The following is a 13,373-nucleotide window of genomic DNA, read 5'->3' as shown; positions in this document are numbered from 1 at the left end:
CTATGAACAAGACACTCTCAATAGGACTCGCAGGTTTTTCTTTTACCATAGAAGAACACGCATATATAAAGCTCAGCGACTACCTGAATGCACTGAGAAGCTCACTGGAAGCTTCAGAAGCAGATGAGGTAATGCATGACATAGAAATAAGAATGGTGGAGATTTTCAAAGATTCTTTAGGAAAACGTGAAGTGATCAACGATACCGATGTAGAAAAGGTAATCGCACAGATCGGAAGCCCTGAAAAAATCGAAGAACAGGAAGAGGCTTATTTTTCTGAAAAAACTTCTAACAGAAAAAATAATTCAGGAACCGGTTATACAGACAAAAAACAACTGTTCCGTGATCCGGAAAAACAAAAAGTTGCCGGGGTTTGTGCAGGTTTGGCTCAATATGTAGGTATGGACATTACCACGATGAGAGCAATCTGGCTGGGAATATTCATCTTAGGAATTTTTACAGCAGCCATTTCTTCATCGTTAATAGGTCTTTTATATGTAATTCTTTGGATCGTACTTCCAAAAGCTGAGACCGCAGCAGATTTCCTGAAAATGCAGGGAAAGCCTATGAACTTCGACAATCTTAAGAATGAGTCTAATAAATTGGTACAGTTTGCCAATGAATCTACTCAGAGGGTCGGAGAAATCTATAACGAAAACAAACCTTATATCAACAACGCAAGCAGCGGAGTTTGGAATGTATTCAAGTACATCGTAGGAGGATTCTTCGTATTGATGGCAGTAGGAAGTATTATCGGAGTATTTGTATTATTCGGTCTTTTCGGGATGGATACAGACTTTCCCGGAGCTAATGAAATCAGATTCTACATGGATGATCAGGGACTTGACAAAGTACTGGCAGCAATGATGGTCATAGGAAGTTTAATCCCGGCAATCCTTTTCAGCTTATTAAGCATCAAGATATTCTCTCCGAAAACAAAACTGAGAAATATCGGATGGGTTGTAGGAGGTTTGTTCCTTCTTCTGATCGGCCTGGGAACTTACTTTGGAATCAGCATGGCTAAGAAAGATATGATCTACAGAGGAAGCAAGGAAGATGTGGAAAATGTTGCCATCAATACAACTTCAGATACAGTATATGTAGATGTAAAACAGGTTAATATCCCTCAGAATTTCAAAGCTTATAATAATGATATTTATTCAGATAAAAGATCCGTTTATGAAGAAGATTATATCTCTGTAGATGTAACCAGAAAACCAGATATCAAAACACCATATCTGATCATTAAAAAAGAAGGAAAAGGCTATAACTTCCCAATTCAGATGACGGTTCCAGTAGAAGTGGTCAATAATAAAGTATTACTTCCTAATTACATAAAATATCCATATGAGCACAGATTCAGAGACTACAGCCTGGACTATGAACTTGTGGTTCCGCAAAAAGCAGTTGTTTTATCCATGAATAAAGATCGTATCCACATGGACGGAGATTTAGACGGAGACGGTATCAATGACGAAGATCAGGACAGAGATGAAGATCATAACAATGTCAGAATTGAAAAAAATAAAATAACGGTAAACGGTTCCAGTATCGAATACAACTCTGATGACAAAGACAGCATCATTGTAAACGGCAAAAAAGTTCCAAACAGCCAGGCAAAGAAAGTAATTGACTCTGCAGTGTCCAATATCAAAAAATCAAATAAAGATATGGACATCAAGATCAAAGACGGAAAAAACGAAATTTCCATACAAACTAAATAATTAACTTCAGAGAGTGGTAGAAGGTGTGAGTGGATGGCAACCGTTTGAAATTCACACCCTTCTTCTCTCAGAAAAGTGAAAATAAAACAGTATTTAGTTTCTTATATGAAAAAAATGTTTTAATTTCGTAAAGCTAAAAATTTAATAACCAATCAACCAAAAACACAGCCTTATCATGATACAATTTGCAATGGAATTCGTAATGAAAATCGTAGATTTAATTAGCGGTTTGTTTTAAGAGCGATAATATTTCAATATATTTGTAAAGTATAACCAAAGTTTGGTTATACTTTTTTGTTTTTAATCCAAGAAATCTATGAAAAAGCTGATAGGCAAAGCAATGTTAAAGATATTAGGCTGGAAAGTCGTTCTGCAGGGCGATGTCAACAACCTGAACAGATGTATACTGGTAGTGGCTCCCCATACCCATAACATGGAATACATTTTAGGAAATTTCGCCTACTGGTCTTTAGAAAAGCCTTTAAAAATTATTATTAAAGACGCTCATACCAAAGCCTGGTATGGAAGTATCGTAAAAGGGCTTGGAGGTATAGGGATTGACAGAAGCCAGAAAAACGACCTGGTGAACTTCGTGGCCAACCAGTTTTCTAAAGAGGACTTCAGTCTTGTAATAACCCCGGAAGGAACCAGAAGCTGGGTTCCGAAATGGAGAAAAGGATTTTATCATATGGCTTTGGCAGCAAAGGTTCCTATCGTACTGGCAGCAGGTGATTTCAAAAGAAAAATTGTTTACCTGGGATACACGATCCCTTATGAAAGAATAGCATCGGTACCTTTTTCTGAGATCATGCAGGAGATTCAGGATTATTATATAAAAAATGATATTGTTCCTAAAGTTCCGGCCAACTGGAATCCCAATATTATGGGAACCGGGAATGAACAGGACAGTGTAAAACAGAATTAATCAATCATCATTTAGCAATTGTAAAATGAAAGGCCAGACAAAAGAAGAAATATTAGCTTTTATCAATAACTGGGGAGACGTAACCCTTGCCAAAACACTTGAAATAAAATTCATCGATATTGATCTTGAAAACGAAACCCTTACCGCAACAATGCCAGTTCTTCCGAGAACTCATCAACCTTTTGGTATCATGCATGGAGGGGCCAGCTGTGTTTTAGCTGAAACTTTGGGTTCAAGCCTGTCCAATATTTTTATTGATGGCGAAAAGTATTATGGAGTGGGAACCAATATCAACTCCAATCACCTAAGAAGCAAAAAAGACGGTATTGTAACCGCGACAGCACGTTTTATCCGAAAAGGAAAAACCATGCACGTTTCTGAAATTGAAATCCGCGACGAAAAGGGCGTTCTTATTAATCATACGACAATGACCAATAACATTATTCACAGATAAGAATTTGATCTAGATAAAAAAATAAAGAGCTTAAAATAAATTTAAGCTCTTTTAATTTTGACATCTTTAAGACTAGTAATACCTTTGCAGAAAGGAAAATCATCGTGGAAATTTTCTCTATTATTTTCCGCTGATGATTTTCAAAATCCTTCATAACTCATGATTTATTTCAAACTTCCATTCGACGAAAGACTACTATCAGCTGATCAAAAAAACAAAAAGAATGCAGTTACCTTTTTTGCTTATAACGGCTTAGATCAGATCAGTTTTCATGGAGATATTACTGAAATTGATCCTTCAGAATTTTCACATATTTTTATTGCAAATGAAAATTTGATAAATGATTCAACCAATTCTTCTGCCGAGACTAAAGAAGAGTACTGCAAAACATTGCAGGAAGTAATTGAAGTCATTAAAGAAAATAGCCTGGCAAAGCTTGTCTACTCGCGAAGAAAGATTTTCAAAGACTTTACAGCAATTGATTATAAGGAAAGTTTTAAAAATCTATGTGCATCCTATCCGAATGCTTTCAGATATCTCTTTAATGATGGGCAAAATGCATGGATGGGAGCTTTCTCAGAAGTATTAGGAAAGTTTGACAAAACTACCCATGAATTTGAAACGATGGCTCTTGCCGGAACCCTTCCGGTATCCGAGGAATGGTCTGAAAAAGAAATTGAAGAACAGAAGCCGGTTACCACTTACATTCAGGATATTCTTAAAAGTTATTCCGACGATGTAAAACAGTCGGAAACATATGATCATATTTCCGGAAATATAAAGCACCTGCGAACAGACTTTAAAACCCATATAAAACCCGAATATCTTGACAGCCTCATTCAGGATTTACACCCTACTCCAGCCGTTTGTGGTATCCCTAAAGATTTTTGCAACGAAAATATCCGTAAATACGAAAAATTTCCACGTGAGTTATATGCCGGTTATATTAAGATCGAAACACAAGAGAGCATCTTTTATTTTGTGAACCTGCGTTGCGCAAGACTCTACAAAGACTCTGTACACGTTTTTGTAGGAGGCGGAATAACAGCCCAAAGTAACCCTGAAAAAGAATGGAGAGAAACCGAACTGAAGTCTGAAGCAATATTGAAAAATTTAGTTATTTCATAGAATTTTGTAGAATTTTCTATCGTTGTAAAGTTCTAACCGCAATTTGCAATGGTTTGCACTGATTTTGGTGTTATTTTCTTTGCTGAGTGACAACGCCTTTGCGAACGATTTTAAAGCATGAATAAAAACTTTGTGAGCTTTGCGTTGTATTCATTCTAACACCTAAAACCTCCAACCTATTACCCAATAAAAAACCTCCTTCAAAAAAGAAAGAGGCTATATCTATATTGAAATATTCAATTTATTTCTTTAAACCAATTCTGCTCCAGGTATCCATTACAAAAAGTAAGATAAGGCCTATTGCAGCAGCACCAGCTGAGAATACAAACCTAACATTATCCTCATCTCCCAAAATATCTGTTGCCTGCCAGTTGATAGCATAAAGATTGATGGTGATGAAAACAAGAAACAGTACTAAAAATACTTTATAAAACTTCTTCATGACTCTTAAAAATTAATATAATTCTGCACCAGCTGGGCAAAATTTGCGGTGAATAATTTAATTGAAATTGCCAAAAGGATGATTCCGAAAACTTTCTGAAGGATCATTAAAGTAGCATCCCCGATTTTCTTCTCCAACCATTTCGCTGATTTCAGCACCAAATATACGAAAATTGTATTAAGAATAATTCCGCAGATAATATTAATATCATGAAATTCAGCTCTCAGGGATAGTGCAGTCGTTAAAGTTCCAGCTCCTGCAACCAGCGGAAATGCGATGGGGACAATAGATGCGGCCTTTGCTTCAGTTGTTTTATTGATTTCAATTCCCAGAATCATTTCCAGAGCTATGACAAAAATCACAAAAGCTCCGGCAATGGCAAAGGAATTGACATCAACTCCAATAAGTTTAAGGATCTTGTTTCCCACAAATAGAAAAACAATCATAATAGCTCCGGCAGTGATTGCAGCCTTTCCTGCTTCAATCTGCCCAAACTTCTGTTGAAGGCTTACTATAATAGGAACTGAGCCGATGATATCGATAACGGCAAAAAGAACCATAAAGCTGGTAACAATCTCTTTAAAAGAAAAACCATCAAAAATTTCCATCTCTTTGTAATTAAAAATTTCGCAAAAATATGAAAATAAACTGATTATTTGCTAATTTGTGAATATAAATTAACAATTGTTTTCAAAAGTTCTTCAAGACCTTCAGCAGACCTTACAGGATTATATTTTTCCATCTGAACTTTCTGCTGCAATTTACTGTATTCCTCAGCAACAGAAGAACCTTTGTGCTTTTCAAGAAAAGTCTTAAACTCCATGGCAGAACCCTGAAAATACTGGCTTCTTACTTCCTCGTCCAATTCTTCCAGTGTAGCAAAAAACTTTTCATACTCTCCGTTATCTTTAAGATTTTCCAGATATCCAAAGTAATCATTGATGTCCGTTTTCATCAATTCCCGGATCTCTTTTTCTGTTTCAGCTACTGATCCTAAAGGTTTTGACGGTACAGTTTCCCTAACTAATGTACGTTTTTTTTGCCAATTTTTAAATAACAGATAGGCTATAAATAAGCTTATCAGAATAGCAATATTTGTCAGAAGAATATTCCAGTGAAATTTGCTCTTTTCTTTTACTTTGAATGAAGTGGTTTTTAAAACCGGAGTATTCACCGTCTCCAGAAGATTATTGGTATACTCATTTACTTTTTCCACAGTAGAGCGGGCCTCCATAATCTGATCGTGAGAAAATGCATTCAGATCCAGTGTTTTCTGCCCCAAATCTACATATTCTTTATTTTCAGGATTAAAGAAAGCAAACTGCTCAGTTTTAATGGAGATTGCCCCTGATTTTTTTGGAATAATTACATAATTAGCAAGGATTTCACCCTTCATCCCTGCAGTTCCCGGAGCAACTTTAGATGTAATTTTCGGAGCAAATACTTCATAATCCGGAGAAGCCGCAATTTTGGGAAGTTCCATATCCGGTAAATTACCTTCACCTGAAACTTTCACTACCACATTCAGAGGTTTTTTAGCTTCCGGTTTTTCTTTAGAAGCGTTATATACGTTTACATTAAAGTTTCCAACAGCATTTTTAAAACATTCTGGAGCTCCTTCAGGGAGCTTCCTTACATTGATTTTAACTTTATTGGAAACAATTTTGGTTTTATTTGAATAAGTACTTAGTGATGCGGATACTCCCGGAACTTCCACATACCCTGCTTCATTCGGAAATACCATAAACATAGCCAGAACCTGTGAGGGCATATTGGCATATCCGGACGGATCTATCTCAGATTTATCAAAACTGATAGGATGTACATTGATATTATCCTGTTTTGGAAGATGAATATTTTTCACCTTTCTCAGGTTATCCATGTTTCTTGAGTACACTCTCAAAACAGCTACTGTAGGCTGGTCCTGATAGACATCTCTGTCCTCGATCTCCATATTCAGATAAACATCATTGGAGGTATTGGCAGCCAACGATCTTCTGTCTACAAGATCACGGATATTGATATCAAACGGTTCTGTTTTGTAAATTCTGTTATTGACAGTAACCAATACTGAACCAATTTTTATTTTCCCTTTTTTCTTTGGTTCAAGGGCAATTCTGGATACCTTTTGGGTAATTAAAGTGTTGGTGGCCGGATCAATCACGGTATTGGTAACAGATCCGCTTCCTATGATATTAAATTTTGAAAGATCCGGAAGCTGGAAACCTGTCTGCTGCACAAGGTCACTTCCGTTAAGTTCAAGAACAATAGTAAGATTGATGATATCCTTACCTGCATACTCTGATTTATCTGCATCCATAGAAAGATTTACCTGTCCGTAAGTAATTACGGACGCAAGAGTAAGCAATATGTAAATCAATTTGTGCTGCATCACCAATCTTTCTCGTTGCTTTCAGGCATCGAATAAGAATTTTTATTTAAAATTCTTCTGGCGGTTTCTTTTTCTTTTTCGTTTATTTTATCTAAGATCGCATTTTCAAGATTCTTTGGCATCCTGCCTTCGTTATTCTGATTCTGCTTAGGATTGTCACCCTGGTCACTTTTACCTTCGTTCTGAGGGCCGTTACCCTGATCCTGTTTTTTGTCTTTGTCGCCTCTCTGATCGTCACCTTTGTTCTGATCATTTCCGCCGCCGCCTTTTCCTGAGTTATTCTGTTCGTTTTTTTGTTGTTGTTTTTCTTTTTCTTTCAGTTTGGCAATTTCATAATTTTTACGGGTTACCTCACTGTAGGGATCCTGCTTCAGGGCTTTTTTATAATAATCAGCTGCTTTTTCAGGCTGATTCATCTGCATATAAGCATTTCCTAAATTATGCAGAGCTGCTGTTTTATCAGGAAGTGTCTGTGAAAGCTTTTCTGCTTTTTCAAACTCTGCTTTTGCTTCTTCGTATTTTTTACTTTTGTATAAAGCATTCCCCATGTTATAATGAGCAGTAAAATCTTTATCATTGGATTTTATTGCTTCCATATATTTTGAAGAAGCACCATCATAGTCTTTACCGTCAAATTTCTGATTGCCTTCATGAACTAAATTCTTATAGCTTTCCTGCCCAAACAAGAAGCCTGAGAATGAGATGACAACAATAAACGACAAAAATATGATTTTAGTATTCATCACTTGCAAAATTATTCCTTTATATGTTAAGAAACAGAGTTTTATTTGTTAAAATTCGGTTAAAGTACTTGTAGAATTTCTTCTATAAATAAAGGAAAAACTACACATTAAAATCCTTTTTTGGATTAAAAATATAAATTAAAAAGAAAAACAGAATAGATACTGCAAGAAAATATTGATAATAATGATTAGCATTCTGTGATTTCACCATGGTTTCTGCGCCTGCAGACTTCTTATTCACAGCATCTACGATTCTGTCCGGAGCTTCATTGATGTTATTTCCGTCAATATAAGTACCGCCTGTAGATTCAGCCATTTTCTTCAAAGCTTCGGTTTGTCTTTTTGAGATTACTGTTCCCCCATTCATATCGGTTTTATAACCCATCAGCTGCCCAAATACATATTCCGGAACCGGAGCTCCTTCATCTGTACCAATTCCTACAGAAGTAATGCTTATTCCTTCTTTGTTGGCTAATCGTATAGCTGCATTATCATTCCCTTCATTATCTTCACCATCGCTCAGTAAAACAACTTTTCTGGAACCTTTGCTTACATTTTTAAACTTCTCCACTGCAGCCTGCATCCCTTTCAGAAAATCTGTCCCCTGAATCTGCATTGAATTGGTTTCAATACCGCTGATATAAGTTTCCGCAGAGTTATAATCAGTAGTAAGAGGCATAATAGACATTGCCTGTCCGGCAAAAATCACAATACCAACCTTATCATTAGTCATTTTCTTCAAGGAGGCTGTCATCAGATTCTTAGCTTCTGAGAGACGGCTTGGGTCTATATCCTCAGCATTCATAGAATTGGACACATCCAGCATAAAAATTACATTATTCAGCTTCTGGGTACTCTTTACTTCTTCCGATCCATTCAGAAGATCAATGATAGAGAATATCAAAAATAAGGTCCCTAATAGATAGAGCGCAGGAAAAAACTTTGTAAATCCTGATTTCTTTTCAAATAAGTTATCATGAAACTGACTGGCTGCAAAAATTTCTCTTTTTTTGTTTCTCCATTGTAAGAAACGGATCATAAAAGAAGCTAACAGCGGCAGAAGCAACAGTAAAAACAAATACCAATAATTTCCTAAAGACCAACTCATCAGCTTAAAATTTTATAAAAAACCCATCTCAACAGTGCATCAAACACCAGCATTCCCAAAGCAATCCAAAGGAAAATCTTAAAATATTCCTCATAGTTGTAAAGCTTGGAAACTTTCACATCTGACTTCTCCAGCTGGTTAATCTCATCATATACTTCTTCCAGACTGCTGTTTGAAGTGGCTCTGAAATATTTTCCTCCTGTAGTCTGTGCGATTTCTCTTAAAGTATTTTCATCAATGGTAACCTCTGCTTCAGTAAAGATAAGATCTCCAAAGATGTCCTGCGATGTCGGCATCAGAGCATAACCATTGGTCCCGATTCCGATTGCATATACCTTTATATTATTATTTTTTGCCAGTTCGGCAGCAACCTGTGGAGGAATCGCATTCTGGATATTGCTTACCCCATCGGTCATCAGGATGACTACTTTACTTTTAGCTTTGCTTTTAATCAAATGATTCACAGCAACGGAAAGCCCTTCTCCAATCGCCGTACCTGCTTCAAGGCCGGCAGAATTCAGATTTTTAATTTCATCAACAACAACCTGATGATCCGATGTAACAGGGACTTTTGTAAAAGCTTCCGCAGCATAAGCCACCACTCCTATCCTGTCATTAGGACGTTTCTGGACAAATTTTACCGCAATATCCTTCAGTGCCGTAATACGATCAGGATTTAAATCCTTTGCCAGCATACTTAAAGACACATCAATAGATAACATAATATCTACTCCCTTTGTATCATCTCTATCCTGAGAAATTGTAAACGTTCTCGGCCTTGCCATGGCAATAATCAAAGCGGAAAGAATGATATATTTTGAGATTTTCAGTAAAAAAAGTACCCCTTGTATGCCACCGCTGTGATCCATGTTTTTTATTGTAGGCACCTTTATACCCTTTCTTTTCTTTCTCCCGATATCTTTAATTAAAAGTGGGATAAACAGCAGAAAAAGCAGTAAAAACCATGGGCTGTAAAACTCAAAATTAAACATCCTTTCTTAAGTTTTCGAATTCTAAATCCTTAGATGATCTTTTTACAAACTCCCTGATATTGGCAAAATCTTTTTCCATAGTTTCCTTATCAGGAAAAGTTTTGGCAAATTTCACCAGATCGCCTCTCAGAAATACATCTTCCACAATTTTTTCGTTATCCTGGGAAATTGTATTATTCTTTTTCATGACATCAATAAGGTCATCAGTAAGAAGGACATCCGCCGGAAGCTGATATTGTCTGGTAATAAAGGTTCTGGAAATATCAATCAATTCAACATAAAAAGACCGAAAATTACCTCCCTCAATATATTTTTTCTTTTTAAGTGAATCCAGCTCTTTCAAAGTCTGGTTAGTAGCCACCACAGGGGAACTCTTCGACTTTCTGCCCCATTTTACAAACATAATAATAGCAATAATCAAAGCAATTGCTGCCAGTGCTGCCAGAATATAAAACTTATAAAGCTCCCAATAATCCTTCGCCTCAAGTTTGACTTCCTTGTTTTTCATGATATCATTAATCTGGTCTGCTTTCTGAGCAGTATTGATGACATCTATCTCATAGGGGATTGTTTTAAGTATTTTATCCCCCACTTTGAATTCCAGTTCCGGAATGGTAAATTTCCCTTCATCAAAAACAGCAAATTCAATTTTCCTTTCATAAGAATTGGCATTTTGCCCGATACTGTCTTTAGTTTCTTCAAAATGAAAAGGAAGCAGCTCATTTTTCGGAGCTGAAGCAACTTTCTGCCCATTAAGATTATCAATCTTTATGGTAATATGATTGGTTTCTCCCAGTGCAAGGGTTTTCTTTTCTACATTAGAGGATAATATCTGTGAAAAAACATTTGCACAGATCAGAAAAGGTAGTATTAAAAATATTTTTCTCAATGTTACAATAATAAAGGCAGCTGCCTGATATTTTTATTTACGGACAAAGCCCGATGTTATTTTTTCTGAAAGTAATTATACAGTAATTTTGAATAATCTGATCCTGTATTGATATTCATAAAACTTGCAGAGCTGTTGGCAAAATCTTCTTCCAAAGCTCTCAGCTTTTGTTTCTGAGCTTCTGCAAAAGTATATCTCCATCTTGCGCTGGAGGTATTAGCCCAGATCTCCTTTCCGGTTTCTGCATCATACAAAAGGGCATATCCTACATCAGGAATTTCATTATCCTTTTCATCATAAATCCTCATTCCCAGCAGCTGGTGTTTCTTTGAAGCCACTCTCAGCATTTTGGAATCATAGCCATCTTCAAAGTCTGAAAACAGGAATACCAGAGATTTCCTTTTAAATATCCCCATCATGTATTCCAGCGCTTTGTCTATTTTAGATTCTGCCGGAACATAATCTGCCGTCAGGATATTACTGATAATGGACAGAATATGTTTTCTTCCTTTCTGAGGAGGAATTACCTTGTATACTTTATCAGCAAAAAGGATCAGTCCTACTTTATCATTATTCCCGGCAGCAGAAAAGCCTAAACTCGCAGCAATTTCTGCTACATATTCTCTTTTCAGCTGAACTTTTGTTCCGTAATCCATGGAAGCAGAAATATCAACGAGAATCATCATCGTCAGCTCTCTTTCTTCTTCCATTACCTTTACGAACGGTTCACGGAAACGTGCGGTCTTATTCCAGTCGATTCTCCTGATCTCATCGCCAAACTGATAGGGACGAACTTCAGAAAAAGTCATTCCCTGCCCTTTAAAGGCACTGTGATATTGTCCCATCAAAGCAGCCTCCGTCTTTTTTCTGGTACGGATTTCAATCTGCTTTACTTTTTTTACAATATCTTTTATCTGCATAGACAAGTTTAAAATTTAATATTCAAAGTTTAATATCGATGCGGGATCCGGGTTAATCTTTTAACTCAATAGATACATTCAGCCACTCGCTGTCAAACTTTGTACTGTATTTTTTATAAAAATTGATAGCTGGTTCGTTCCAGTTCAATACCTGAAACACCATTCCGCTGTAATTATTTAATTTTCCATGTTCCAGCGTTGCATCAAACAGTTTCTTTCCAATCTGCTTTCCTCTCAATTTTTCCGTTACTACAAGATCTTCAAGATACAGCCTTCTCCCTTTCCATGTTGAATAGCGGTCATAATACAATGATATCCCAACTATTTTCTCTTCATATTCCGCCACAAAAGCTCCCCATACCGGAGAAGTACCAAAACCATCCTGAATAAAATCTTCCAGCGTTACGGTTACTTCATGCAATGCTTTTTCATATTCTGCCAATTCTCTGATTAAATCCAACATGGAAGCACAGTCTTCCAGAATTGCTTTTCTTATGATCACTTCACTCATTATGGTGCCTGGATTTTTGCTAAAATTCTGTTGATGATTTCTTCTGTTGAAATCTCTTCGGCTTCAGCCTCGAATGTTAAGCCCATTCTGTGTCTTAAGACATCTTTTGCCAACGCTTTAACATCTTCCGGAATTACAAATGCTCTTCCTTTCAAGAATGCGTAGGCTCTTGAAGCGATAGCAAGATTAATGGAGGCTCTTGGGGAGGCTCCGAAACTGATATAATTTTTAAGTTCAGAAAGCCCGTAGTTCTCAGGATAACGTGTGGCAAATACCATATCCAGAATATATTTTTCAATTTTCTCATCCAGATAAATCTGGTTGATCAATTCTTTAGCGTCTACAATGTCCTGAAGTGAAATCACCGGTTTCACAGTAGGTTGGTGTGAAGTTGAAACCATTCTCATCACCTGTCTTTCATCTTCAAAAGCAGGATAATCGATCGTGCATTTCAGCATAAAACGGTCGCTTTGCGCTTCAGGCAGCAGATAAGTTCCTTCCTGATCAATCGGGTTTTGGGTTGCCAATACCAGGAATGGTTTTGGAAGCTTCATGGTTTCATCACCAATAGTCACCTGTTTTTCCTGCATTACTTCCAGAAGGGCCGACTGTACTTTGGCCGGTGCACGGTTGATCTCATCAGCCAGTACAAAATTTGCAAATACAGGACCTTTTTTTATAGAAAAATCATTGTCTTTGATATTATAGATCATGGTTCCCACTACGTCTGCAGGAAGTAAATCCGGTGTAAACTGAATCCTTGAAAACTCTCCATGAACAGCATCTGCAAGCGTTTTTATCGCTAAGGTTTTGGCCAGTCCGGGCACTCCCTCAAGAAGAACGTGACCATTCCCCAAAAGCCCAACCAAAAGACGGTCTACCATGTATTCCTGCCCAATAATAACTTTGTTGATTTCCTGTCTCAGAAGAGAAAATAAGTAGTTTTTTTCTTTTACTTTTTCCGTCAATTGGCGGATATCTTCAGCTTGATATATCTCTGACATAGCTTGATTTAAAATAAGTGGTAAATTTCTGATAAATACTTGCATTAATCAACATAATAAATGCCATTTTTGAGTTAAAGTTTGTTAAATATTCCAGCATTTATGCAAGATCAAGAATGGCTGAAGCCTTAAAACTCAATA

General features: G+C 36.7%; 14 protein-coding genes. 4 read left to right on the top strand and 10 right to left on the bottom strand.

What is annotated here, in order from left to right:
* The first annotated feature begins 2 nt into the window (after window positions 1-2).
* From CRS_RS06150 to CRS_RS06135, 4 genes are all read left to right on the top strand, one after another.
* Entirely contained in the window at window positions 3-1,724 is a 1,722-nt protein-coding gene (locus CRS_RS06150; RefSeq protein ID WP_142723194.1) for a PspC domain-containing protein, read from the top strand.
* A gap of 316 nt (window positions 1,725-2,040) precedes the next feature.
* A complete protein-coding gene (locus tag CRS_RS06145) occupies window positions 2,041-2,649 on the top strand; it encodes a 1-acyl-sn-glycerol-3-phosphate acyltransferase (protein ID WP_142723193.1) in 609 nt (202 codons plus the stop codon).
* A 25-nt stretch (window positions 2,650-2,674) separates the two neighbouring features.
* Window positions 2,675-3,103 (top strand): PaaI family thioesterase, encoded by a 429-nt coding sequence (locus CRS_RS06140; RefSeq protein ID WP_002977570.1) that lies wholly within the window; start codon window positions 2,675-2,677, stop codon window positions 3,101-3,103.
* A 159-nt stretch (window positions 3,104-3,262) separates the two neighbouring features.
* Window positions 3,263-4,231 carry a chorismate-binding protein gene (locus CRS_RS06135; RefSeq protein WP_142723192.1) on the top strand — a complete coding sequence of 323 codons (969 nt, stop codon included), beginning with the start codon at window positions 3,263-3,265 and terminating at the stop codon, window positions 4,229-4,231.
* 241 nt (window positions 4,232-4,472) lie between these two features.
* Here the strand turns inward: CRS_RS06135 and CRS_RS06130 are convergent, their stop codons facing one another.
* The 10 genes from CRS_RS06130 to CRS_RS06085 all read right to left on the bottom strand — a co-directional run bounded on the left by CRS_RS06130 (window position 4,473) and on the right by CRS_RS06085 (window position 13,232).
* Window positions 4,473-4,673 (bottom strand): hypothetical protein, encoded by a 201-nt coding sequence (locus tag CRS_RS06130; RefSeq protein WP_142723191.1) that lies wholly within the window; start codon window positions 4,671-4,673, stop codon window positions 4,473-4,475.
* Window positions 4,674-4,678: 5 nt separating this feature from the next.
* Window positions 4,679-5,281 (bottom strand): MarC family protein, encoded by a 603-nt coding sequence (locus CRS_RS06125; RefSeq protein WP_062674416.1) that lies wholly within the window; start codon window positions 5,279-5,281, stop codon window positions 4,679-4,681.
* Between the two features lie 44 nt (window positions 5,282-5,325).
* The gene (locus tag CRS_RS06120) at window positions 5,326-7,065 is read right to left on the bottom strand and encodes a BatD family protein (RefSeq protein WP_142723190.1); all 1,740 of its coding nucleotides are present in this window, start codon (window positions 7,063-7,065) and stop codon (window positions 5,326-5,328) included.
* The gene (locus CRS_RS06115) at window positions 7,065-7,808 is read right to left on the bottom strand and encodes a tetratricopeptide repeat protein (RefSeq protein WP_142723189.1); all 744 of its coding nucleotides are present in this window, start codon (window positions 7,806-7,808) and stop codon (window positions 7,065-7,067) included. The genes CRS_RS06120 and CRS_RS06115 overlap by 1 nt, the downstream gene beginning before the upstream one ends.
* A 100-nt stretch (window positions 7,809-7,908) precedes the next feature.
* Entirely contained in the window at window positions 7,909-8,916 is a 1,008-nt protein-coding gene (locus CRS_RS06110; protein WP_142723188.1) for a VWA domain-containing protein, read from the bottom strand.
* On the bottom strand, window positions 8,916-9,908 hold the full coding sequence (locus tag CRS_RS06105; protein ID WP_142723187.1) for a VWA domain-containing protein: 993 nt from the start codon (window positions 9,906-9,908) through the stop codon (window positions 8,916-8,918). The genes CRS_RS06110 and CRS_RS06105 overlap by 1 nt, the downstream gene beginning before the upstream one ends.
* Window positions 9,901-10,797: a BatD family protein gene (locus CRS_RS06100; protein WP_142723186.1), complete on the bottom strand. Its 897-nt coding sequence runs from the start codon at window positions 10,795-10,797 to the stop codon at window positions 9,901-9,903. The genes CRS_RS06105 and CRS_RS06100 overlap by 8 nt, the downstream gene beginning before the upstream one ends.
* A 56-nt stretch (window positions 10,798-10,853) precedes the next feature.
* The gene (locus CRS_RS06095; protein WP_142723185.1) at window positions 10,854-11,717 is read right to left on the bottom strand and encodes a DUF58 domain-containing protein; all 864 of its coding nucleotides are present in this window, start codon (window positions 11,715-11,717) and stop codon (window positions 10,854-10,856) included.
* 52 nt (window positions 11,718-11,769) lie between these two features.
* The gene (locus tag CRS_RS06090) at window positions 11,770-12,228 is read right to left on the bottom strand and encodes a GNAT family N-acetyltransferase (protein ID WP_142723184.1); all 459 of its coding nucleotides are present in this window, start codon (window positions 12,226-12,228) and stop codon (window positions 11,770-11,772) included.
* Window positions 12,228-13,232: a MoxR family ATPase gene (locus tag CRS_RS06085; protein ID WP_041461642.1), complete on the bottom strand. Its 1,005-nt coding sequence runs from the start codon at window positions 13,230-13,232 to the stop codon at window positions 12,228-12,230. The genes CRS_RS06090 and CRS_RS06085 overlap by 1 nt, the downstream gene beginning before the upstream one ends.
* Window positions 13,233-13,373 lie beyond the last annotated feature (141 nt).

Origin of the sequence: Chryseobacterium sp. ON_d1 (assembly GCF_006829085.1) — a bacterium.
Classification (GTDB): Bacteria; Bacteroidota; Bacteroidia; order Flavobacteriales; family Weeksellaceae; genus Chryseobacterium.
The sequence above is the reverse complement of the archived record's forward strand: the minus strand, read 5'-3'. Positions and strand labels throughout refer to the sequence as shown.

Bases quoted from the DNA above. Each gene is read 5' to 3' on its own strand.
- CRS_RS06150 (WP_142723194.1), top strand. From the start codon at position 3: ATGAACAAGACACTCTCAATAGGACTCGCAGGTTTTTCTTTTACCATA.
- CRS_RS06145 (WP_142723193.1), top strand. From the start codon at position 2,041: ATGAAAAAGCTGATAGGCAAAGCAATGTTAAAGATATTAGGCTGGAAA.
- CRS_RS06140 (WP_002977570.1), top strand. From the start codon at position 2,675: ATGAAAGGCCAGACAAAAGAAGAAATATTAGCTTTTATCAATAACTGG.
- CRS_RS06135 (WP_142723192.1), top strand. From the start codon at position 3,263: ATGATTTATTTCAAACTTCCATTCGACGAAAGACTACTATCAGCTGAT.
- CRS_RS06130 (WP_142723191.1), bottom strand. From the start codon at position 4,673: ATGAAGAAGTTTTATAAAGTATTTTTAGTACTGTTTCTTGTTTTCATC.
- CRS_RS06125 (WP_062674416.1), bottom strand. From the start codon at position 5,281: ATGGAAATTTTTGATGGTTTTTCTTTTAAAGAGATTGTTACCAGCTTT.
- CRS_RS06120 (WP_142723190.1), bottom strand. From the start codon at position 7,065: ATGCAGCACAAATTGATTTACATATTGCTTACTCTTGCGTCCGTAATT.
- CRS_RS06115 (WP_142723189.1), bottom strand. From the start codon at position 7,808: ATGAATACTAAAATCATATTTTTGTCGTTTATTGTTGTCATCTCATTC.
- CRS_RS06110 (WP_142723188.1), bottom strand. From the start codon at position 8,916: ATGAGTTGGTCTTTAGGAAATTATTGGTATTTGTTTTTACTGTTGCTT.
- CRS_RS06105 (WP_142723187.1), bottom strand. From the start codon at position 9,908: ATGTTTAATTTTGAGTTTTACAGCCCATGGTTTTTACTGCTTTTTCTG.
- CRS_RS06095 (WP_142723185.1), bottom strand. From the start codon at position 11,717: ATGCAGATAAAAGATATTGTAAAAAAAGTAAAGCAGATTGAAATCCGT.
- CRS_RS06090 (WP_142723184.1), bottom strand. From the start codon at position 12,228: ATGAGTGAAGTGATCATAAGAAAAGCAATTCTGGAAGACTGTGCTTCC.
- CRS_RS06085 (WP_041461642.1), bottom strand. From the start codon at position 13,232: ATGTCAGAGATATATCAAGCTGAAGATATCCGCCAATTGACGGAAAAA.